The 21981-nt window shown below is 65.2% G+C and carries 21 protein-coding genes; 13 read left to right on the plus strand and 8 right to left on the minus strand.

Annotated features, from left to right (window positions below; all coding sequences use genetic code 11):
- Nucleotides 1-27: 27 nt before the first annotated feature.
- Both PMI15_RS12615 and PMI15_RS12620 read right to left on the minus strand, forming a co-directional pair.
- On the minus strand, nucleotides 28-1203 hold the full coding sequence (locus PMI15_RS12615) for a toxin-antitoxin system YwqK family antitoxin (RefSeq protein WP_007869152.1): 1176 nt from the start codon (nucleotides 1201-1203) through the stop codon (nucleotides 28-30).
- Entirely contained in the window at nucleotides 1200-1805 is a 606-nt protein-coding gene (locus tag PMI15_RS12620) for a MarC family protein (protein WP_007869154.1), read from the minus strand. Before PMI15_RS12620 ends, PMI15_RS12615 begins: the two co-directional genes overlap by 4 nt.
- Nucleotides 1806-1960: 155 nt before the next feature.
- On the opposite strand from PMI15_RS12620, the gene PMI15_RS12625 reads away from it, so the two are divergent.
- Both PMI15_RS12625 and PMI15_RS12630 read left to right on the plus strand, forming a co-directional pair.
- Nucleotides 1961-2821, plus strand: a complete 861-nt coding sequence (locus tag PMI15_RS12625; protein WP_007869156.1) for a PhaM family polyhydroxyalkanoate granule multifunctional regulatory protein — start codon at nucleotides 1961-1963, stop codon at nucleotides 2819-2821.
- Between the two features lie 48 nt (nucleotides 2822-2869).
- Nucleotides 2870-4162, plus strand: coding sequence for an FIST N-terminal domain-containing protein (locus PMI15_RS12630; protein ID WP_007869158.1), 1293 nt, complete (start codon nucleotides 2870-2872; stop codon nucleotides 4160-4162).
- A gap of 113 nt (nucleotides 4163-4275) precedes the next feature.
- Here the strand turns inward: PMI15_RS12630 and PMI15_RS12635 are convergent, their stop codons facing one another.
- Together PMI15_RS12635 and PMI15_RS12640 are read right to left on the minus strand one after the other, a co-directional pair.
- Nucleotides 4276-5433 carry a hypothetical protein gene (locus tag PMI15_RS12635; RefSeq protein WP_007869160.1) on the minus strand — a complete coding sequence of 386 codons (1158 nt, stop codon included), beginning with the start codon at nucleotides 5431-5433 and terminating at the stop codon, nucleotides 4276-4278.
- A gap of 228 nt (nucleotides 5434-5661) precedes the next feature.
- The gene (locus PMI15_RS12640; protein WP_007869162.1) at nucleotides 5662-6393 is read right to left on the minus strand and encodes a helix-turn-helix transcriptional regulator; all 732 of its coding nucleotides are present in this window, start codon (nucleotides 6391-6393) and stop codon (nucleotides 5662-5664) included.
- 121 nt (nucleotides 6394-6514) lie between these two features.
- Between PMI15_RS12640 and PMI15_RS12645 the strand changes: the two genes are divergently transcribed.
- The 10 genes from PMI15_RS12645 to PMI15_RS12690 all read left to right on the plus strand — a co-directional run bounded on the left by PMI15_RS12645 (nucleotide 6515) and on the right by PMI15_RS12690 (nucleotide 17119).
- Nucleotides 6515-7426, plus strand: coding sequence for a hypothetical protein (locus tag PMI15_RS12645; RefSeq protein WP_007869164.1), 912 nt, complete (start codon nucleotides 6515-6517; stop codon nucleotides 7424-7426).
- Nucleotides 7423-9381: an MFS transporter gene (locus tag PMI15_RS12650; protein WP_007869167.1), complete on the plus strand. Its 1959-nt coding sequence runs from the start codon at nucleotides 7423-7425 to the stop codon at nucleotides 9379-9381. The genes PMI15_RS12645 and PMI15_RS12650 overlap by 4 nt, the downstream gene beginning before the upstream one ends.
- Nucleotides 9378-9734, plus strand: coding sequence for a DUF805 domain-containing protein (locus tag PMI15_RS12655; protein ID WP_007869170.1), 357 nt, complete (start codon nucleotides 9378-9380; stop codon nucleotides 9732-9734). The genes PMI15_RS12650 and PMI15_RS12655 overlap by 4 nt, the downstream gene beginning before the upstream one ends.
- Before the next feature lie 23 nt (nucleotides 9735-9757).
- Nucleotides 9758-12031: an FAD-binding protein gene (locus PMI15_RS12660; RefSeq protein WP_007869172.1), complete on the plus strand. Its 2274-nt coding sequence runs from the start codon at nucleotides 9758-9760 to the stop codon at nucleotides 12029-12031.
- Entirely contained in the window at nucleotides 12028-13074 is a 1047-nt protein-coding gene (locus tag PMI15_RS24810) for a hypothetical protein (protein ID WP_007869176.1), read from the plus strand. The genes PMI15_RS12660 and PMI15_RS24810 overlap by 4 nt, the downstream gene beginning before the upstream one ends.
- Nucleotides 13058-14101, plus strand: a complete 1044-nt coding sequence (locus tag PMI15_RS24050) for an alpha/beta fold hydrolase (protein WP_007869179.1) — start codon at nucleotides 13058-13060, stop codon at nucleotides 14099-14101. The genes PMI15_RS24810 and PMI15_RS24050 overlap by 17 nt, the downstream gene beginning before the upstream one ends.
- A gap of 122 nt (nucleotides 14102-14223) precedes the next feature.
- Nucleotides 14224-14688 carry a YiaA/YiaB family inner membrane protein gene (locus tag PMI15_RS12675; protein ID WP_036838845.1) on the plus strand — a complete coding sequence of 155 codons (465 nt, stop codon included), beginning with the start codon at nucleotides 14224-14226 and terminating at the stop codon, nucleotides 14686-14688.
- A gap of 29 nt (nucleotides 14689-14717) precedes the next feature.
- Nucleotides 14718-15173 carry a hypothetical protein gene (locus PMI15_RS12680; RefSeq protein WP_007869184.1) on the plus strand — a complete coding sequence of 152 codons (456 nt, stop codon included), beginning with the start codon at nucleotides 14718-14720 and terminating at the stop codon, nucleotides 15171-15173.
- A gap of 13 nt (nucleotides 15174-15186) precedes the next feature.
- Nucleotides 15187-15999, plus strand: a complete 813-nt coding sequence (locus PMI15_RS12685) for a DUF2145 domain-containing protein (RefSeq protein ID WP_007869186.1) — start codon at nucleotides 15187-15189, stop codon at nucleotides 15997-15999.
- Nucleotides 16000-16036: 37 nt separating this feature from the next.
- On the plus strand, nucleotides 16037-17119 hold the full coding sequence (locus tag PMI15_RS12690; RefSeq protein WP_007869187.1) for a zinc ribbon domain-containing protein: 1083 nt from the start codon (nucleotides 16037-16039) through the stop codon (nucleotides 17117-17119).
- Nucleotides 17120-17128: 9 nt separating this feature from the next.
- On the opposite strand, the gene PMI15_RS12695 is transcribed toward PMI15_RS12690, so the two are convergent.
- Entirely contained in the window at nucleotides 17129-18130 is a 1002-nt protein-coding gene (locus tag PMI15_RS12695) for an aldo/keto reductase (RefSeq protein WP_007869189.1), read from the minus strand.
- Between the two features lie 235 nt (nucleotides 18131-18365).
- Between PMI15_RS12695 and PMI15_RS12700 the strand changes: the two genes are divergently transcribed.
- A complete protein-coding gene (locus tag PMI15_RS12700) occupies nucleotides 18366-18848 on the plus strand; it encodes a hypothetical protein (protein WP_007869191.1) in 483 nt (160 codons plus the stop codon).
- Nucleotides 18849-18857: 9 nt separating this feature from the next.
- Here the strand turns inward: PMI15_RS12700 and PMI15_RS12705 are convergent, their stop codons facing one another.
- Genes PMI15_RS12705 through PMI15_RS12715 form a run of 3 tightly spaced genes read right to left on the minus strand, consistent with a single transcriptional unit; the run spans nucleotide 18858 to nucleotide 21977 of the window.
- On the minus strand, nucleotides 18858-19646 hold the full coding sequence (locus tag PMI15_RS12705; RefSeq protein WP_007869193.1) for a distant relative of cell wall-associated hydrolase: 789 nt from the start codon (nucleotides 19644-19646) through the stop codon (nucleotides 18858-18860).
- Between the two features lie 47 nt (nucleotides 19647-19693).
- Nucleotides 19694-21463 (minus strand): glycosyltransferase family 39 protein, encoded by a 1770-nt coding sequence (locus tag PMI15_RS12710; protein ID WP_157214615.1) that lies wholly within the window; start codon nucleotides 21461-21463, stop codon nucleotides 19694-19696.
- Nucleotides 21444-21977 (minus strand): GtrA family protein, encoded by a 534-nt coding sequence (locus tag PMI15_RS12715; RefSeq protein WP_007869195.1) that lies wholly within the window; start codon nucleotides 21975-21977, stop codon nucleotides 21444-21446. Before PMI15_RS12715 ends, PMI15_RS12710 begins: the two co-directional genes overlap by 20 nt.
- Nucleotides 21978-21981: the final 4 nt, after the last annotated feature.

Consider the following 21981-nt stretch of genomic DNA (forward strand, 5'->3'; position numbering starts at 1 on the left):
GGCGAACGCGCATTTTGTGAGTCACGGCTACTTTGAATAGGCTTTTCTAGAGCCGTCCTCAAATACCGCATCATCGCTCAGCAGTTTGCCTTCGTCGTCCCAGGTTTTCTCGCGTGTGATGCGGCCACGGTCGTCGTAGCTCGATTCGGCCACCAGCTTTCCGGCCTCGTTGAAGCGCTGGTGTGTGCCCAGGGGGAGTTGTCGGTAGCGGCTGGAATTGCTGTAGCGGCCGGTCCTGGCAACTGCTCCGTTGTCGAAATAATCGGTGGCTTGCAACCAGGCGCTGTCGCCCTCGCCACCAAACTCGGTTTTGCTGCGCGGCTGGCCGTTGAGGTAATAAGACTGGTCGCTCACCAATTTGCCTTCGGACCATTTCCGGTCGCGCGTCAGGGTGCCGCTGTCGGCGAACTCCTGCTCCCGCTCCTTGAGCGAATTCCGGGGCGTTTCACCGTCCAGCTTCCATTGGATTTCCCGCCGCTTCACGCCGGCGTTATTGAAATGGCGCTCGATGCGGGTGCTGCCCGATACCTCGTCCAGGTAATCCGGCTTGCCGCCCTCGCCCAGAGTTTCATGGCGGATGCGTTTTCCGGCCAGGTAACTGCTGCTGCCGTTCAGCACGCCCTTGCTGCTGAACAGCTCGACCTTGGAGGCGCCGCCCGAAAAACCGCACCAGCGGGCGTCGTCGGCCGGCGCCGCCAGCAGCGGCTTGTCTGCGCAGCGCATGGCCTGGAGCTGGCCGCGATCGTTGAATTCGGCATAGGCCTGCTCGATGCTGCCGCCCGCGCGCGGGCCGTAAAACACGATGCGCCGCAGTTGCCCGTTGTCGTGAAAGCTGCGCGCCAGGCCGGCCTCGGTGCCGTTGTCGTACACGGCATCGCGCAGCACCTGGCCGCTAGGCGCGAACTCGCGCGCGCGGCCGTGCCGGTTGCCGCGCTCGTTTTCGCTGTATTCACGCTGCAGTTTGCCGTTCTGGTAGGCGCGCACCAGGCCCATGAACTTGCCGCCCTGCAGTTCCTGTTCACGCATCAGCTGGCCTGAATCCCGGTCCTTGCAGCGCATGATGCCGGTCTTGCCGGCGGTGGTGTTTCCATTGTTGGGGTTGACGCTTTCGCCGTTGATTTCACAGTCTTGCACGGCATGTGCCCAGGGCGAGGCCAGCGCGCAGGCGCAAAGCAGCACCACGCGTTGCGCGGACTTTTTCATGCGGCAGCCCCGGTCTGGGTGATGAACAGCCGTATGCCGCGCAGGAACATCTCGACCGAAATCGCCACCAGGATCAGGCCCATCAGCCGCTCAAACGCCATCATGACGCGGTCGCCGGCCACGCGCTGTATGCGCTCGGACAGCACCAGCACCACGGCGCAGACGGCCATGGTGACGCAGAGCGCGGCAATCCATTCCAGCCGGCGCTCCGGCGCCTGCGACACCAGCAGCATCACGGTGGCCAGGGCGGACGGGCCGGCCAGCGCGGGAATGGCCAGCGGCACGATCAGCGGCTCGCCCAGCAGCGGCGCGGCCTCAGGCTGGTCCGAGGGGAAGATCATGCGCAGCGCGATCAAAAACATCACAACGGCGCCGGCGATCTGCAGCGACAGGTCGCTGAGGTTCATGAGGCGCAGAAAACCGTCGCCGACGAACATGAAAGCCAGCAGCAGCAAAAAGGCGATCAGCACCTCGCGCAGGATGACGAACATGCGCCGCTCGGGCGCCACGCCTTTGAGGGCATTGGCAAAAATCGGGATGTTGCCGAAAGGGTCGGTGATCAGCAGCAGGAGCACCGTGGCGGAGGCGAAGGTATAGGCCATGGCGCAAGCTTATCAGGCCGTGCCCGCGGGCGAGGGCCAAAAACCGGTTGACGTCCTGCCCCGGCGCTGCACAATGAAGACAAGGGCGCGAGCCGGGCCGTCCTGCCGCCCCGCCCTTCAATGCCATCATGCACAACATGCCAGGAGACACATTCATGAGTGACGCAGACAACCCTTCCTTCCCCGGTTTCGGCAAGCTGGTGCCCGGCTTTGATTTTCTGCAGAACCTGGCCAAACAGGCGGCCGGCAGCGCCACGCAGAACATCCCGCAGCTGCCCAACCTCGGAAACTGGGTGGCGCCTACCCTCAATGTCGAGGAGCTGGACAAACGCATCGAGGAGCTCAAGGCCGTGCAGTTCTGGCTGGACCAGAACGCCACGGCGCTCAAGGCCACCATCCAGGCGCTGGAAGTGCAGAAGATGACACTGGCCACGCTCAAGGGCATGAACTTCAACATGGGCGACGTGGCGAACGCCTTCAAGCTCAAGGTCGCCGACAGCGTGGCCGGCGGCGTGCAGCGCGTGGCCGACAAGGCCCGGACGTTTTCGGGGCTGGAAGTTCCGCCCACGAGTTTTGGGACGGGCAAGCCCGCCGCCAAGGCCGCTTCCAAGGCCAAAACCCCCGCCGAGGGCAAGGCCTCCGCCGCGCCGGCCGGGGTGGTCGACCCCATGCAGTGGTGGGGCGCGCTGACCCAGCAGTTCCAGGCGATCGCGACCGACGCCATGAAGGATGCGGCCAAAAAAGCCGCGATGGACACGACCAAGAATCTGGCCACGGGCCTGGCCAAGGACGCGATGAAAACCGCCACCGGCATGGCGACGGGCATGGCCCGCAACATGGCCGAGACGGCGGGCAAAACCATGGCGGGCGGCGCGCGCGCGGCCATGAACACCGCGCTGCGCAGCAGCCAGGGCTGGCCCACGCCGGCCGCCGGCAAGACGCCCGCCAAGCCCGCCGCCAAAACCAGAGCCAAGGCGCCGGCCCGCAAGGCGGCCGCCCGCAAAACCGCACGTTGAACTGCGCTGGACCCACCCCCGACCTCCACTGAATTTCACCAGGACCCCATGAAGCTTTTCCCCTACGGCCACGCCACCCATCCGCAATGGCAGATGGCGGCCGGCCTGGTGCTGGCGCAGCTGCGCGCCTACCAGGCGCTGCCCGGCTACGCCAAGTCGCCCACGCTGGCGCTGCTTTACATCACCGACCACTATGCGGCCCATGCGCAGGACATCCTGGACCACCTGAGCGCCGAGCTGCCCGACATCACCGACTGGAGCGGCACGGTGGGCGTGGGCATCGCCTCCAACAATGTCGAGTACTTCGATGAGCCGGCCCTCACGGTGATGCTGTGCGAGCTGCCGCACGACCAGTACCGGGTGTTTTCCGGCGTGTCGCCGCTGCCGCCGGCCAGCAGCGGCCGCTTCAAGGCGCACACCGCCCTGGTGCACGCCGACGCCGCCACGCCCGATGTGGCCGAACTCATCGCTGAAATGGCCGAGCGCACCGACAGCGGTTATGTGTTCGGCGGCCTGGCCTCCAGCCGCTCAGGCACCGTGCAGTTCGCGCTCAGCGGGCACGGCAACGTCAAGGGGCAGGGTGCCGCCGGCGGCGTGTTCAGCGGCGGCCTGAGCGGCGTGGCTTTCGGCCGGGGCGCGGCGCTGATGTCGCGCATCACCCAGGGTTGCCGGCCGGTGTCGGCGGACCATGAAATCACCGCCTGTGAGTCCAATGTGGTGACGGAGCTTGACGGCAAGCCCGCGCTCGACGTCATGCTGGCCGACCTGGCCGTGTCGCTGGACCAGCCGCGCGAGGCGCTGGCCAAGGTGCGCACCACGCTGGTTGGCCTGAGCCGGCCGGCCGACATTCCCGACGATGGCGCGGCCCACGCCGCGGGCCGGCGCGCGGGCCAGTTCGGCGCCGAGGTGCGGGTGCGCCACCTGATAGGGCTGGACCCGTCGCGCCGCGGCATCGCCATCGCCGAGGTGCCGGCTGTGGGCATGAAGCTGGCCTTTTGCGAACGCAATATGGAAGCCGCGCGCGCCGACCTGATCCGTGTCTGCGCTGAAATCCGCGAAGAGCTGGAGCCCGAGGAAGTCACGCTGGAAGTCGCCAGCGCCCTGAGCGCATCGGAAGCCGAATCGGCGCCGCATGCGGCCAGACGTATCGCCGGCGCGGTTTATGTGAGCTGCTCAGGCCGCGGCGGGCCGCACTTCGGTGCGCCCAGTGCCGAGATGCAGATCGTGCGGCGCGCGCTGGGTGACGTGCCGCTGGTGGGTTTTTTCGCCGGCGGCGAGATCGCACGGCACCATCTTTACGGCTACACCGGCGTGCTCACCGTATTCACAGCGCAGGACTAGGCTTACCCCTATCGACGCTCACTGCGTGTAGCGCCTTTTCCCCTTCCAGGGGACGGGCGCCTCGCGGCCGGCAAAGCCGGACCGCGGCCCCCGGCTTGCGCGACATAGGGACGTTATAAAACCTGCGCTTCCAGCAACTCCATCGGATCGCCGTAACGCGCGGCCATCGCCACCACGGCCGGGTCGCGCAGCGCGCACAAAAAGCCGTCCTTGATCAGCGTGCTGCCGCCCGCGGTCACCGTGGCGTCCAGTGTGATCAGGTCCATGTGCACCGGCGGCTCTTCCCAGTCGGGCATGACGCGGCGTATGTAGTCGCTGGGCTGGGCCAAGTCTATGCCGAAGTGCAGCGCACCGGGCGCGTTGGAACCTGCCGGGTAGACCGTGTGGCGCGGCGCCTTGGGGTTGAAGCCGCAGCCGCCGCCTTCGATCATGCGGCCGCCCACCAGCATCTCGCGCAGGATCTGGGCTTCTTCCGAGATGCCGTCGACCGCCGAAATCGTGTCGCCCTCAAAACGCACGGCGATTTTTTCCTCAAAGGGTTTGGCAAAGCCGACCGCCCACTGCGGATACAGCACACCGGCCATGGGCACCACGGCCTTGAAGTCGTTCTTGACCGAGTTGTGGTCCCAGAGGTTGGGGCCGTGCGTCGGCAGGTAGTGCACATAGCAGCCGTCTTCTTCGGCCGTCATCTGGCCGCGCCAGCGATTCGTGGCCAGCTGGTTGGCGCGCATTTCCTGCGTGAAGCTGATGCGAAAGTCGCTGCCGCGCGGGTCGGTAAAGCGCAGGTCAAAGCCGCCCTCGGTCGGGTAGCGGGCCGCCGTGCCGCGGATGATTTCGCCGATCAGGTCGACCGGAAAACGCGCCTGCGGCGTGTGCAGCAAATCGAGGTTGCGAAAGTAGGTGATCTTGACCCAGCGCTGGCCGGTGCGGCGCAAGTTGATGCACAAAGGATCGAGGATGGAGCAGAACCAGGTCGACACCACAAAACTGGCCTTTTTGAGCATGGCGTGCACTTCTTCCGGCACGGCCGTCACCTGGGTGCTGGGCTCCATATAGATGCGCACTTCGGCGCCGCGCGATTTGGCGATGCCGATCACCGCGTCGATCACCCGCGGGTCCAGCAGCGGGTCCGCCAGCATCAGCACCCGGTCCCCCGGTCGTACCGCCATCACGCGCGAAAAATTGTCCAGCGCCTGGAAAAAATACTTGGTGTCGGTCAGATTGGCCGCCACGGGGATGGGCAGGCCGACATAGGTGGAGCTGGTATTCATCGTGATTTCACCTGAAATTGCATGCATAAAAACCGTGTTTCCGGCCTCTTTTGGCTAAATACTACCAGTAAATCCAATATTTTCTTAGTTGACTAATGCAATTGCATGCAATTGACTCCGGCATCTTCTCTGCAAGCCAGTGGGGGCCAAGGGTCCGGCTCCGCCGGCCCAAGGCGCCGCCCCCTTGAGGGGGGAACAGGCTACACGAAGTGAGCCTGGACGGGGGTGTTACCTGCGTAGCGCGGCGAAAGCCTCAAACTCCCAGCTCCGCATGGCCAGCAACAGCGTAAAACCTTCGCGGTCTTTCTCGCCCAGCTTCTGGTCCGTCTGGTGCTGCTGGGCAAAATCCTGGGCCACGCGCTGCATGCGCTCCAGGAAGGACGGCGCCAGGCCGCGGCTGATGGAGCCGTGCACCAGCAGCAGGCCTTCGCCCTCGCCATCGAAGCCGCCGGAAAAATAGTCGAGCAAGGCGTTCTCGCGGAAATAGTCCATCACCGGCCCATGCGGCCGCCAGCGAAAGGTCTTGGCGAGCTTGAGCCGGTAGCGGTTCAGAGGCTTGAGCTCGATGATGCCTATGCGGTCCAGCTGCGCGAGGTATTTGATGCATTCGGCCTCCGAGAGCCGGTAGCTGCTGGTGATCTGCTCCAGCGTCCATTGCGAGAGCACGCAAATCGCGGTCAGCAGCAGCTTTTTATCGGCCACCACGGCTTTTTCCTGCGCCTCGGCCAGTTCCGCCAGCAGCGGCTGGGTGTCGGCGATGCGCCTGGCGAGATCGGCAAAGTCCAGCTTGAGCGCGCGGCAGATCGCGTCTATGCGCGACAGCGGCATGTCCCCTTTGGCCAGCATGCGCTTGACGCTGGATTCGGCCATGCCCAGTTTGGCGGCCAGGTCCGCATACGTCATGCGCGCGGCCTTGAGTTCTTTTTTGAGGACGGTGACGAGGTCGGCGGTGGTGCTCATGGGTATCGATTATCGGTACTTTGGGTTTGAAGTGTCTCCACCGCACTGAATTTTGATGCCTGCGGCCCATCCCGCCCCGCACAGTGCGGCTCACTCATATATAGACAGAGGAGCTTTCCACATGCAGACCACCCCCTCCATTCTTCACCGCCGGGTCGCGCCTCTCCCCTGGCACGCGCGGCCGGCTGCCCTGGCCTGGCGCCGTGAGTGTGTGCTGGCCCTTGTCTTCCTGCTGTTGCTGGCGGCCGCGCTGCTGGGGCCTCCGGTGGCGCAGCCCGCCCACTACCACGACTTCGCCGACCAGCGCAGCTGGGGCTGGCTGCCGCACGCGATGGACGTCACCAGCAACCTGCCCTTCGCGCTGTGGGGCATGGTCGGCCTCTGGGCGCTGCTGCGGGCCATTCGTGAGCAGGCCGTCAGCGCCACGGCGGCGGCCATGGCCGGGCTTTTCTTCGGCGGGCTGTGGGTGACGGCGGCGGTGTCCGCGGCCTACCACCTGCAGCCCGGCGATGCCGGCCTGGCCTGGGACCGCGGCGGCATGGTGTTGGCCTTTGCCGGCTTGCTGGGTCTGGCGGCGATGCGGGCCGTCAGCACGCGCGCCGGGATGGCGCTGGCCACCGCCGTGCTGGTGCTGGGGCCGCTTTCCGTCTATGCCTGGTCGCTGGGCGGCAATGTGCTGCCCTGGGCGGTGCTGCAGGGAGGGGGCATGGCGCTGATCCTGGGCTTTGCCTGCCTGCGTCCCGCCCAGGCCTGGGAGCTGCCGGTGCGCTGGGGTCTGGTGACTGCCATCTATGCGCTGGCCAAGCTGCTGGAACTGGGTGACCACGCGGTCTACGAGTGGACCGGCCAGCTGGTGTCGGGCCACAGCCTCAAACACATGGTGGCTGCCTGCGCCGCCTGGCCCGTGGTGTCGGCGCTGCTGGCCGCGCGAAAAATCAGGGCAGAATCCCATGCACCATTCAAAAACAGAGCCGGCCAGTCGCTCAGGCGCGAAGCCCGTCGCACAACAATCAAAACGAGGAGTCACGCATGAGTGTTGATAAGGCCACGCCGGTGTCGCCGCCGCCTGTCCAGGGGCATCCGAACCAGTTCGCGCTGCTCAAGCAGCGCCGCTTCGCGCCTTTTTTCTGGACGCAGTTTTCCGGCGCGGCCAACGACAACCTCTTCAAGTTCGCCTTCACCGTGATGGTGACCTACCAGCTCAGTGTGAGCTGGCTGCCCCCGGCGCTGGCCGGGCTGGCCATAGGCGCGCTGTTCATCCTGCCCTTCCTGCTGTTCTCGGCCACCAGCGGGCAACTCACCGACAAGTTCGAAAAAACCCGGGTGATCCGTTTCGTCAAGAACCTCGAAGTCGTGATCATGCTGATCGCGGCCGTCGGTTTCATGAGCGGCAACGCCAATGTCCAGGTGCCGGTGCTGCTGGGCTGCACCTTTCTGATGGGCCTGCATTCCACCATCTTCGGCCCGGTCAAGTTCGCCTACCTGCCGCAGGCGCTCAACGAGCGCGAACTCACGGGCGGCAACGGCATGGTCGAGATGGGCACTTTTGTGGCCATCCTGCTGGGCCAGGTTGTGGGCGGGCTGATGGTGGCCGTGCCGCAGGTCGGGCCCGACTATGTGGCCATGGCCTGCGTGGGCCTGGCCCTGGTGGGCCGGCTGGTTTCGCAGTTCATTCCGCTCACGCCGGCGACCGACCCGGGCCTGAAGATCAACTGGAACCCGGTGACGGAAACCTGGCGCAACCTCAAGCTCGCCAGCGACAACCTGGTGGTGTTCCGCTCCATGCTGGGCATCAGCTGGATGTGGTTCTTCGGCGCCGTGTTCCTGAGCCAGTTCCCGAGTTTTGCCAAGGAAGTGCTGCACGGCAACGAGCAGGTGGCGTCCCTGCTGCTGGTGGTGTTTTCCGTCGGCATCGCGACCGGCTCGCTGCTCTGCGAGGTGCTCAGCAAGCGCCACGTGGAGATCGGCCTGGTGCCGGTGGGCGCCATCGGCATGAGCGTGTTCGCGGTGGACCTGTATTTCGCCTCGCGCGGCCTGCCTGCCGTGCCCATCATGAGCGTGGGCGAGTTCATGGCGCAGCATGCCCACTGGCGCGTGATGATTGACCTGGCGCTGCTGAGCCTGTTCGCGGGCCTGTACAGCGTGCCCATGTATGCCCTGATCCAGCTGCGCAGCCAGCCCACGCACCGGGCCCGCATCATCGCGGCCAACAACATTCTGAACGCGCTGTTCATGATCGTCAGCGCCATCCTGGCCGGCGCCCTGCTCAAGGCCGGCTTCAGCATTCCGCAGATATTCCTCTTCGTGGGCCTGGCCAATGCGGTGGTGGCCTTCTACATCTTCATGCTGGTGCCCGAGTACCTGCTGCGCTTTATCGCGCTGATCGCCTCGCGCCTGGTCTACCGTTTCAAGATCAGCGGCGACGACCACATCCCGGCGCAGGGCGCGGCCGTGCTGACCTGCAACCATGTGAGTTTTGTCGACCCGGTGCTGCTGATGGCCGCCAGCCCGCGTCCCATCTACTTCGTGATGGACCACCGCATCTTCAAAATGCCGGTGCTGGGCTGGCTGTTCCGCCTGGCCAAGGCCATCCCCATCGCGCCGCGCACGGAAGACCCAGCGCTCTACGAAGCGGCCTTCGAGGCGGCCGCCAAGGTGCTGCGGGACGGCGACCTGCTGGCCATTTTCCCGGAAGGCGGCATCACCAAGAACGGCGAACTCCAGGCCTTCAAGGGCGGCGTCATGAAGATCCTGGAAAACGCGGAGCGCGACGGCCTGCAGGTGCCCGTCGTGCCCATGGCGCTCACCAACCTCTGGGGATCGTTTTTCAGCCGCGTCGAAAGCGGGACCGCGATGAGCAAGCCTTTTCGCCGGGGGTTTTTCAACCGGGTGGGGCTTAACGTAGGCGCCCCTCTGGCGGCTGAAAAGGTGGCGCCCGCGGACCTGCAGGTCCGGGTGGCACAACTTCTGCAACAGGGAAACACATGAAATCACTTCAATTCTTCAAGGCCGGGGGGCGTTTGTCGCGCGGTGGCTTCTGGCTTCATGGCCTCATCGTCTGGGGAGTGTTCTACCTGGTCTGGGCTGCGCTCGGAAATTCATCGTCCGACATCCTGACCTGGGTGATCAACCTGCCGGTGCTGGCGGCGCTGGTGCTGATCTGCATCCGGCGCCTGCATGACCGGAACTACTCCGGCTGGTGGCTGTTGCTGGCCGCCGTCCCCGTGCTCGGGGCGCTCTGGCTGGTCTGGCAGCTGGCGCTCAGGCGCGGCGTCGCCGATGGCAACCAATGGGGCCCGGATCCCCTGCAGGCGCGCGGCGACTACCTCGTGGTGCGCTAGGGTTCAAAAAAAGGGAGCGAGGGATGCAGCAAAACACATTGATCGTCAACGACGTCACCGGTTTGAACCCGGTGGCGGTCTGGGCCATCAGCAAGCCAAAAACCGTGGCCGACGTGGCTGATGCCATCCGCCGCACCGACGGGCCGGTTTCCGTGGGCGGCGGGCATTTCAGCATGGGCGGCCAGACCGCCAGCCCGGGCAGCCTGCACCTGGACATGCGGGACATGAACCAGGTGATGGCCTTCTTTCCGCAGGACAAGGTCATTCGTGTGCAGGCCGGCATACGCTGGTGCGATATCCAGCGCTTCGTCGATCCGCACGGCCTGGCCGTCAAGATCATGCAGACCTATGCCAACTTCACGGTGGGCGGCGCGCTGAGCGTCAACTGCCACGGCCGCTACATGGGGCTGGGGCCGGTGGTGCTGTCGGTGCGCGCGATCAAGGTCGTGCTGGCCGACGGCAGCGTGCAGGAAGCTTCTCCGGCCGCGAATGCGGAGCTGTTTTACGCGGTGATAGGCGGCTATGGCGGCGTGGCGGTGATCGTCGAGGCGGAACTGAGCCTGGCGGACAACGTCAAGGTCAAGCGTCTGGCGCGCAAGATGAGCGCCGCGGAATACATCAGCCATTTCAAGGCCAAGGTCCGGTATTTCCAGGACGCCGTTTTCCACAATGCCGACCTGTACCCGCCGCATTACCGCAAGGTCCGCTCGGTGACCTGGGCGCGCACCGACGAGGCGACGACCGAGCCGCGGCGCCTGCAGCAGGGCGGCCAGAGCTATCCGCTGAACCGCTACTTCGTCTGGGCGGTGACGGAGACCCCGCTGGGGAAATGGCGCCGCGAGTACCTGATCGACCCGCTGCTCTATAGGTTCCGCAAGGTGCACTGGCGCAATTTCGAAGCCGGTTACGACGTGGCGGAACTCGAACCCGCTTCGCGCAAGCACACCACCTATGTGTTGCAGGAGTACTTCATCCCGGTGGAACGCTTCGACGATTTTGTGCCCAGGATGGCGGAGATCCTGCAGCGCCACAAGGTCAACGCGCTCAACGTGTCGGTGCGCCACGCGCAGCAGGACCCGGGCACCCTGCTGGCCTGGTCCCGAGGGGAGACCTTCGCCTTTGTGCTGTATTACAAGCAGCGCACGCGCGACAACGCGATCAACCGCGTGTCGGTCTGGACGCGCGAACTCATAGACGCGGCCATCAGCGCGGGTGGCAGTTACTACCTGCCCTATCAGCCGCACGCCACGGCCCGGCAGTTTCACGCGGCTTACCCGAGGGCCCAGGAGCTGTTCGCGATGAAGCGGCGGCTTGACCCGCAGTTCAGGTTCCGCAACGTGCTGTGGGACACGTATTACGCTCCCACGCTTGCCGCATCCCCCCATCCCGCTCATCCCGCCACTTCGATTGATGCCATGGACAACACCAAACCCGCTTCGGAATTCAGGGCCGTTTTTTCCGACGTCGGCTGGCGTGACGGTTTTTACAAGTTCCTGCAAAACATCTACCGGCTTTATCCCGAAGACCGCTTCCATACGCTGATCAAGAGCACTTCGGCGGAGCTTGACGACGACGAGGCGATTTACCGCCGGCTGCAGCGCGAGCTGCCGAAGATCAAGCCCCTGCTGGCCGACCTGACGCATGCGCTGCCCGCGCTCTTCAAGCAGAAAAAGGAGATGGCCGACCAGACCCTGCGCCTGCTGGAGGGCAGAAAACGCATCGACGGTTATGTCGAGATCGGCTCGACGGGCCGCTACATCAGCGAGCTGCGCAAGCGCGTGGACGTCACTGGCCCCATCACCCTCGTCAACGACCTGGCGCCGACGAATTCGCCGGTCGATATCGCGGAGCGCGGCGGCCTGCGGAAAATCGGCGGCTTTGTGCCCATGGGCGACTACGATCCGCTGCCCGCCTCCATGCCTGACGCCAGCGCGGACCTGGTGACCTGCTACATCGGCCTGCACCACTGCCCGCTGGACAAGCTCGACAGTTTTGTCGCTTCCATCATGAGGGTGCTCAAACCGGGCGGCACCTTCATCCTGCGCGACCACGACGTCACGACGCCTGAAATGCACACCTTTGTGTCGCTGGTGCACGCCGTCTTTAACGCCGGCCTGAACGTGGCCTGGGAAAGCAACCAGCGCGAACTGCGCCATTTCAGGCCCGTCGCGCATTGGGTGACCTACCTGGGCGAGCGCGGGCTCAGCGATACGGGCAAGCGGGAACTGCAGGCCCATGATCCTTCCGACAATGTCTTGCTGGCCTTCACCAAGGCCGGCGCGCGGGTGCCGGCATGATGCGCGGCATCCGCCGGATGGGCGCTGTGGGCGCGCTTGTCGCGGGGCTTTTTTTGGCATGCGGCATCGCCGCGGCGCCCGCCAGGCCCGTGGCGAGCGCCGAGCATGTGCGCGGCGTGGAGCAAACGCTGCTGACCTACCCCGAATGGTTCCTGGTGTTCAGCCCCTATGAATACGGTGAGTTCATCGCCGCGAACGCACCCAGCCGCTTCCCCTACTACGGGCACATCGCGCAGTTCTGGGAAAGCTACAAGGCGGTGTTTGACGAGACGCGCCGGCGTGCCCTGGACCTCAATGCCGGCTACCACCTCATGATCATGGTGATAGGCACCAGCACGAGCGTGGAATATGCCTTGAAGTCCGCCTACGAAACTTTGATCGGCCGCCTTGCCGAGTCGACGGCCGGCCACCCGACGCCGGAAGACCGGCATGCCGCGGCCGTGGCGCAAGACTATGTGCGTTTCATCCGCGTGCAGCCCTGGTACGAGTACGACTTCGGCAAGGCGATGGCCGGCCTCTGGCAGGGCGTTCCCGCGACCGGCCCCGACATGCTTCGCAAGTGGGAGCGGCGCTTTGCCCTCACGACCGAATATGCCGTCAAGATGGCCTACGCCAGGCTGATCAAGTTGGGCACCAAGTCCATTTACGATGCGCCCTTGCCGGTGACGGCCGTGGTGGCCAGGCCCGCGCCCGCGGCGGATGCGGCCCTGCCTGAGCTCAAGCTGCTGCAGCCCCTGCCGGACGGCGCCGCGCTGGTCACCATTCCGCGCTACGAAGCCTTTATGACGTATGCGCAGGCGCTGGCCGGGCAGGGTGTCAACTTCAGCGAAATCGCCGGCAACGATTCCTTCATCCTGGTCAGCGTGCTCGCGCCGGGCGCATGGAAGCCCGAAAGCCCCGCTGCGGCGCTGCTGGTGCAGCCCATACTCACACAGCCGGGCACCCAGCGCGTGGTGATGACGCTGCCCGTGGCCCACCTGGCCGAGGCCTTGCGGCAGTGGAAAACGGCGAAGCTGCAAGTCGAGCATGTCTTTGACTACTAGGCCCGGAGCAAAGCGGGCGCCGGCGCCACGCCGTCCCGCGCGCGGCTGGCCGTCTGTTGCGCTGCGGCTTGTCGGCGCCGCCTTGCTGTGCCTGCTTTTGCTGCTGGGGCTGTCATGGGTGCGCATGCTGTGGGTTGAGGACCGCAGCCCGCGCCAGGCCGCACCGGCGCAGGGGCGTTGGCTGCATGCGCATGATGTCGAGCTCTACGTGCAGGAGTTCGGCGACCCGGCCGCGCCGCCGCTGCTGTTGACCCACGGTACAGGCGCCTGGAGCGGCACCTGGGACCAGAACGTGCAGGCCATGGCTGCCGCCGGCTACCGCGTCATCGCGGTCGACCTGCCGCCTTTCGGCTTCAGCACGCGGCCCGCTTCGCGCGACTACAGCCGCGCCGCGCAGGCGCGCCGCATTGTCGGCCTGATTGATGCGCTGAAGCTCGGCCCGGTGACGCTGCTGGGTCATTCCTATGGCGGCGGGCCCGCTGCCGAAGCCGCCATGCTGCAGCCGGATCGCGTGCGTCGCCTCATCCTCGTCGACGCGGCGATCGGCCTGAGGGAAAATCCCGCGCCGGCGGAAAACGGCGGCGTGGCGGCCGGCCTCTTCGGCGTTCGTCCGCTGCGCACGGCGCTTATCGCCACGGTAGGCACCCAGCCGCTGTTCAGCGAGTTCTGGCTGCGCAAGTTCGTGGCCCGCAAGGAAGTCGTCACGCCTTCGCGCACGGCGATTTACCGCCAGCCTTTTGTGCTGCATGGCTTTACCGAAAGCCTGGGCGACTGGGCGGTGCAGTTTGCCGGCGAAAGCGGCCAGTCCCTGAGCGAAAGGCCTGAGGCTTATCGCAAGCTGTCCGTGCCGCTCACGCTGGTCTGGGGACAGGAGGACACCATCACACCCCTGTCCCAGGCGCAGGCCCTGCAGCGGCTGGCTGCCGGGTCAAGCTTGCTGGTTCTGCCGGGCGTCGGACATATCCCGCAAATCGAGGATCCGGCCCTGTTCAATTCGCGAATGGCCGAGCTGTTGAAGCAACCCTAGCCAGGTGTTGAGTATCAAGATTCGATACTCCCGAGCCATTTTTTAAGGACTGTATTGCCATCTGCATGATTTCCGGGGCGCCGGCCGCACAGTCGGGGCACCTCAACAACCGCAAGGTTTTTATGCAGACGCTGATACACCGTGACTCCAAACCCTGGCAACTGCAGGTCTGGGCTTCCTTCCTGATCGCCGTTTTTCTCTGCGCCGTGGGCTTGTCCTGGCTGCCCGGCAGGGACCTGGACCGCGCGTTCATGGTCATGGGTTATTTCTTCTGCCTGTCGGCGGCTTTTGTGCTGGCCAAGTATGTGCGTGACCAGCAGCAAAGCAGGGCCGAAGGCAAGCTGGCCGACACGCCCATGTTCAGGCTGGTGGTATGGGGCGGCTTCTTCCTGGCCATGTCGCTGACCGGCTGGGGCTTGTGGCGCATGGAGATCAACGAAACCTACAAGGCTTTCCTGGGCGTGAGCTGGCTCTACCTGATCACCTGCAGCTTCACGCTGGCCAAGACGCTGCGCGACAGCCATGAAGCCGACCTCAGCGAAGCCCGCATGGGCCGCGCCGCCCGCAATCACGCGGCCAACGAATAAGCACCGCACACACATACCAAGGAAACATCATGAAGAATCGACTTTCTGCTTACCTTGCCGCTGTTTGCATCACCCTGGCGGGAAGCGCCGCGTTCAACGCGCAAGCCCAGTCGGAAGCCTCGGCCTTGAGCGCCGTGTCGGCCTTGCCGGTGGCTTCCGTGGTGGTCGGCGCCAGCGCCACCGCGAGTGCCGTGCTGGCCATTCCCGTGGTGTTGTCCACGGCGGGCACCGTGCTGGTGGTCAAGACCGTCGAGAGCACGGCCCGCGGAACGCTGTATGTGCTGGAGCGCGCCTCGGACGGCGCCCGCGCCAGTATCGAGGTGGTGGGCCGGGGTGTTGCCGGCGTGTCCATGGTGGCCGGGACGGCCGTGGTCGTCAGCGTGGTGGGCGCGGGTGTGGTGCTGTCGGCGGCCGGGGAGGCGATTGCCTTTATCCCCAATGCGCTGGGCCGTGCCCTGCTGCACAACGAACGCCTGACCCCCTAAGCCGGAGCCATCCATGAAAATCCCGAGAGTCTTCTTGCCGCTGGTGCTGGCCGTCGCCGTCCTCGGCACGGCGCCGGCTGTCCATGCCGGGCGTTCCTGCGAAGCGCACAAGACCACACCGCAGACCGTGGAGCGCGCCATGGTGCTGGCTGAAAAGACGCTGGCCTCGCTCAACGCCAGTGGCGAGAAAGTCGTGCTGCTGGCGCGGGCCGGCCAGGATCTCAGCAAATACGGTGTGCGCTATTCGCACCTGGGCCTGGCCTACCAGGTGCCCGACGGGCAGGGCGGCATGACCTGGCGCGTGGTGCACAAGCTCAACGGCTGCGGCACCAGCGAGTCGGCGTTGTACCGCCAGGGGCTGGGCGAATTCTTTCTTGATGATTTGTGGCGCTTCGAAGCGGCCTGGGTCGCGCCGTCGCGCGAAGCCCAGGACCAGCTGCTGGCGCTGCTGCAGGATCCGGCCCGGCTCACCGCCATGCACCACAAGCCCTACAGCATCGTCAGTTATGCCTGGGGCCGCAAATACCAGCAGTCCAACCAGTGGGCCATTGAAACCCTGGCCGCCGCCGTGGAGCCCGGCATCACCACGCGCGAGAAAGCGCAGGCCTGGCTGCAGTTCAAGGGCTACGAACCCACGGCGCTCAAGCTGGGCCCCCTGACCCGGCTGGGCGGCCGCATGACGGCGGCTAACGTCGCATTCGACGACCACCCCAACGACAAGCGCTTTTCCGACCGGATCGAAACCGTCACGGTCGACTCGGTCTTCGCCTGGCTGCAAAGGGCCCGCATGACGGACGGCAAGCCTATGGCGGTCGTCAGGCTGTGAGCGATGTATTTGTGACGTTCAAAAACTGGAGATAAGCATGGCCAATACCTTGCGATTGACGGAAAAATGGATGCACCGCGGCCTTTGGCTGGTGGCTTTTGTGTTCGCCGGCTTCCTGATCGGACTGGGCGGCACTGTGGTGGGCGACCTGCCCAAAGTCGAGAAACAGCTGTCGCTCGACGACTTCATGGATGCGAACGCCGCCACCGCGCTGCGCAACGCCATCAAGGCCGCCGAGCGCGCAGGGCAGGACGCCCAGATTGCGCTGGAGCAAGCCCAGCTCAAGCGCCGTGCCGCCCAGGCCGATTCTGCCGCGGCGCGCGAGACCTTTAACAACTGGCTGTCCACGCGGCATGCCACGCAGCTGGCCGAGCAGGACCCAGAGCTGGTCTCGCGCACGCGGGCGCTGGACGCGCTCAAGGAGCGCGAACGCGCGGCCGGTACGGCCGTCGAGGCCCAGCAGCAGGCCGCGCTCGATGCGCGCCAGGGCGCCGCGCGCGAACGCCGCAAGCTCCGCGAGATGGAAGAGGCCGCGCAGGTGCAGCTCAATGCCGAATACCGGCGTGTGGAACTGCGCGTCTTTTTATACCGCCTGGCCCTGACGCTTCCGCTGCTGATGGCGGCCGGCTGGCTGTTCGCGAAAAAACGCAAAAGCACTTACTGGCCTTTTGTCTGGGGCTTTATCTTCTTCGCCCTGTTCGCATTTTTCGTCGAGCTGGTGCCCTACCTGCCCAGCTACGGCGGTTATGTGCGCTACATCGTGGGCATTGTTGTCACGGCGCTGGTCGGCCGGCAGGCCATCATCGCGCTGAACCGCTACCTCGAAAAGCAGAAACTGGCCGAGCAACTTCCCGACGCGCAGCGCCGCGAGGAGCTGAGCTACGACACGGCGCTCAAGCGCCTGTCAAAAAGCGTGTGCCCCGGTTGCGAGCGGGCCGTGGACCTCAAGAACGCGGAGATCGATTTCTGCCCGCATTGCGGCATAGGCTTGTTTGACCATTGCTTCAAGTGCACGACGCGCAAGAGCGCCTTCGCCAGGTTCTGCCATGCCTGCGGCACCACGGCCGACAAGAAACTCCAGTTGCCGCGGGACGGTGCCGACAGGGTGCCGACGCTCTAGGCGGCGCGTTTAAACCGGGCGGCCGAAGAAGGGATAGCCCGGGTCGTTGTAGCCGTGGCTGGACGCATGGCCGGGCACCACCAGCTCGTTGACGAAAGCCTCGTCGTCCTTGTCCAGCACCAGGTCCACTGCGCCGTACACGTCTTCCAGGTGCGGCAGGGTGCGTGGGCCCACGATGACCGAGCTGACCAGCGGGTTGGCCAGCACCCAAGCCGCGGCGAACTGGCCGGGCACCTGGCCTTTGCCTTCGCAGCGGGCCTTGATTTTTTGCGCGATCAGCAGTGACTCCTCGCGGAACTCGGTTTCCAGGATGCGTTTGTCGCCGCTGCCGGCGCGCGTGCCTTCGGCCGGCGGCTGGCCGGGCGGGTATTTTCCGGTGAGCACGCCGCGCGCCAGCGGGCTGTAGGGCACCACGCCCAGGCCGTAATGGCCGCAGGCCGGCAGGATTTCGACTTCCGGGCCGCGATTGAGCAGGTTGTAATAAGGCTGGCACACGACGGGTTGCGGCACACCCAGTTCCTTGCACAGCCGCACCACCTCGGCGATGCGCCAGCCGCGGAAGTTGGAGAGGCCAAAGCTGCGCAGCTTGCCGGCGCGTATCAAATCGCCCAGCGCGCGCACCGCTTCCTCGAGGTTTTCCTCGTGGTAGTCCCGGTGCAGGTAGAGGATGTCCAGGTAGTCGGTCTGCAGCCGCGCGAGGATGGCGTCGGTCTGCTGGATCAGCCAGCGGCGCGAGTAATGGCTTTCATTGATGTTGTCGCTGACCGCATTGCCCAGCTTGCTGGCCAGTACCCAGTGCTGCCGCTGGCCGGCAAGCAGCTTGCCTACGTCTTTCTCGGACTGGCCCTGGTTGTAGACGTCGGCGGTGTCGATGAAGTTGAGGCCGTGCTCGCGGGCCGAGGCCACGATGCGGGCCGCTTCCTCAAAAGGCGTCTGCTTGCCGAACATCATGGTGCCCAGGCACAGGACGGAGACTTTGAGGTTGCTGTTTCCAAGGCGGCGGTATTGCATGGTCATCTTTGCGGCAAAAAACAATGAAGGGGAAGGGCTTGATGTTGCCTCAGCCTGTTGTATTGCGCTGGGCATCGGTTATTTCGCGGATGGCTGGCATCCTGAATTTCGGTGAAGTATCTAATTTTGATACTTTCCGTATACATGGGATGATCTTGTATCTTTAAATGCAACCTTTTGAACGCCCCGCCGCACACTGCGCCCACAAGCATGTGCTTGGGCCTTCGGGTTATTTATGAAGATCGTTTCTTCCTTGTTCTCCCTGTCACGCCTCTCACGGTTGTCTCGCCGCACGGCCCTGGCCGCCGCGGTGCTGGGCGCCACGGCCCTGACGGGCTGCTACGTTGTGCCGGTCCAGCCTAATCATCCGCCGGTCACTTCCACGGTCTACGTCACGCCGGCCGTCCCGGCCAGCACGACGTTTGCGGCGCGGCTGTACCCGGCCAACGACCTGGCCCGTGGCTACGGCATGGTGGGCGCGGTGGTGACCAATGACATGAACGGGCGCGGGACTTTCACCACCAACATCAATGGCGAGAGCTTTACCGGGGAGGCCACGCGCATCGCGGGCTCATCGACGCGAGAAGGCGTGGCCAACGGCTCGGGCAGCCGGGGCAACTACATCAGCTGCCGCTACCAGATGAACTCGTCCACGCTAGGCACCGGGCAGTGCAGGCTGTCCAACGGCGCCGAGTTCACCATGCATGTGGGTGGCTGAAAGCGCGGGCTAGCGTTCCAGCTGCTCCGCAGCCACCATCTGCGGGGCCGCCTTGAGGTGGCCCACATACCGCAGCGGCTTGTGAATCATGACGGAGGGCACGTCGCCCTCCCTCATGTGCAGCAGGTCGCCGGGGTTGATCAGGCGCGGGTCGGCGTCGGTGAGCGGCAGGCCCGCGCTGCGGTAGGCCTCCAGGATGAACTGCGAGCAGAAGAACTGGTCGTTGCGCCCCAGGCCCAGCTGCACGGCCGCGATGCCGCGTATGCAGAAGTCCCGCACCATGGACGGCACCAGCGGCAGTTCGCACATGCGCCGCTCCAGCGCGAAGGGGGCCTGCAGCATCACACCGACGTAGTTGTATTTCTTGCCTTCGTGGCTGGCCACAAAGGTGTTGATCTTCACGGCCTGCCCCGCCGTGAGGTCGGGGTGGCGAAAAGCCACCACCGTCGCTTCATCTTCGAGCATCGCGTCCACGCTGCGGATGCGTATGCCCGAACCCACGGCTTCGGCGATCTGCCGGTTGCCCATGTAGACCGCGGCATGGCTCACCGGCGACAGCGTGATCAGGCGTATGCCGACCGAGTTCAGGCCGTTTTCAGCCGTGAGGATGATGTCGCCCGGACGCAGCGTGTCGGCGGTGACCAGCTCCCCGCCGTTGCCCGGGTTGAGCGCCATGCTCTGGAAACCCAATGTGGGTGCGCCGCTGGTTTCATGCGGCTTGATGGCCGTGGCGCAACCGCCCAGCGCCAGCATGGCCGCCAGGGCCAACATCCCTGCAAATCTGGTGAATCGGAGCATGGCGTTTCCTCGTTGTTGTTTGTTTGCAGGGACGGAGCAGCATGGGATTACGGCGCGGCCCGCTCGACCAGGTACTCTTTGGCGTACCAGAAGGTCTCCGGCGATTTGAAGGCGCCCAGCGTACCTTCTTTTTCGTCCTGGCGCGAACGCAGGTCCCAGCGCTCGTCGATGACGCGGCACTGCTCGCAGGGCTTTTGCCCCGGGCGGCGCTGCACCAGGGCGTAGCGCGTGCTCTTGAAGAGCGCATCCACGTCCTGGTAGTCCACCGGCTGCGCGGCAAAGTAGGGAACGATTTTGGCGCCGGGGATGATGAATTCGTAGCGCTCGAAATGCCCGTTGAAATTGCTGGGCACGGCCACGGCCTGGCCTTTGAGCAGCGTATTGGTCTCCGCGCGGAAGCGGCCCATGTCGCCGTTGAAGGGCGCGGTGACCCAGGCCAGCGCGAACAGCACGGCGAAGCTGCTGAGCGCGGCGACGGGGCGGGTCCATCGGGGCTTGGCCATGCCCGTGATGCAGGCGGCGGCCAGCACGGCCAGGAAGGCCCAGTACAGCGGCGAGAACAGCCAGGCGTCCTGCGTGGCGCGCACGCCGCCATAGCCGATCAGACCCATGGCCAGCGCGCCTATCAGGCAGATCACCAGGGTCAGGCTGAACCAGATGCGCGCGATGCGGTCCCAGTAGAGGGCGATCAGCACCGCCAGCGCCGGCATGGCGGGAATCAGGTAGCGTGTGGAGCGCTGCGTAGGCACCATGAACACCAGCGCGAAGGCCAGCAGCCAGATCCACAGGGCTTTTTCGGTGTCGCTGATGGTTTGCGGCGTGCCGCGGCGCTGGCGCCAGGCCTTCCACGCAGCCACGGTGCAGCCGACCGCGACGGGCAGCAGGAACAGCGCGTTGGAGTAATAGCCTGTGAGAATCGTCAGGATGCCGCTGCTGCCGCTGAAGGCAATGGCGAAGTAGCCTTTGGACGAATTCATCTTGCCGGCGTTTTCGCCGACGACAAACTCGCGCCAGACTTCGCCCGGCTGCGGGTCTATGGCAAACCACAGGCCGAAAATCGCCAGGGCCAGCGCGCAGATCGCCGCCACCTTGAGGCCGTCGGCGACGATGCCGGGCCGGAAAAATTCCCAGGCCGGCTTGCGCGCACCCAGCAGCTGGTAGCACAGCGCCAGCGCGAAGCCGACCGGCACCACCATGACAAAAGACTTGTAAAGGCAGCCTATGCCGATGGCGATGCCCGCCAGCAGCGGAAACTGCCAGCGCGAGGTCAGCAGCCTGGCGGGCGACCAGGCAATCGCAAACAACACGCCGAACAGCCAGAAGGTTTCGGGCGCGCTGGTCAGGTAGGGCCGGCCGTAGCGGTAGGTGCTGAAGAAGGACAGGTAGACGATGGCGGCGATGGCACCCATGGCCAGGGCGTGGCGGCGGCGGTCGGCCGGCGCGGTTTCGCCCTGGACGATCTTCCAGGCCAGCAGCGCCGTCATCAGGGCGATGGCCCAGGTATAGGCAATGCTGGGCAGGCGAAGGTTCAGCAGCGTCCAGTGCTCGCCCCAGCCGCCGGCCACCATGGCCTGCCAGAACAGCACGGGCGGCTTGGTGTTGCGCATGAAGTCGTAGGAACTCACCAGCGGCAGCCATTTGCCGGTTTCCGCCGTCAGCCGCGCGATGTGGGCGTAGACCAACTCGTCGCCGTTGCGCGGAATGTGGTCGCCGCCCAGGCCGAACAGGTAGCCCAGGGCGACCAGCAGGGCCAGCCCTATCCAGATGCGGTGGGCGGGAAAGCGTGTTTTCAGGGGCTCAGGGCTTGTCATGGACATCGGTGGGCGGTGGGTGCGCGGCGGCATCGGCCACAATTTTGGCGCGGCGGCGGCGGAAAGTCATGCGGTCATTGGCCACAAAATTGCAGACGCTGGACAGCACGATGGCCAGCACATTGGCCAGCAGGTAGTGCATGTACAGGGCCAGCCATTTGGTCAGCAGCGACTGCAGCACGATGGCCAGGCCGGCGGCCATCACGTACTTGGCGAACAGGAACAGCGCCGAATGGTGGACTTCGTGCTTGCGGTCGCGCCAGGTCAGGCGCCGGTTCCAGTAGAAGTTGCTGATGGTGGCGACGGTGATCGCCAGCGCGATGGAGTAGTTGAGCCGGTCGTGGAAATCCACGATCCCGCTGAACAGAAACTCCTGCGCGAGGTACAGCACCGCGACGTTGACCACCGTGCCGCTGGCGCCCACCACACCGAACTTGATGAAGCGCCAGCGCACCATGGGCTGCAGGCGCTCGGGCAGGCGCCGTATGACGGCTTCGGCAAAGGATCGGAGTGTGGACATCAGG

It is taken from the genome of Polaromonas sp. CF318 (assembly GCF_000282655.1).
GTDB lineage: Bacteria > Pseudomonadota > Gammaproteobacteria > Burkholderiales > Burkholderiaceae_C > Polaromonas.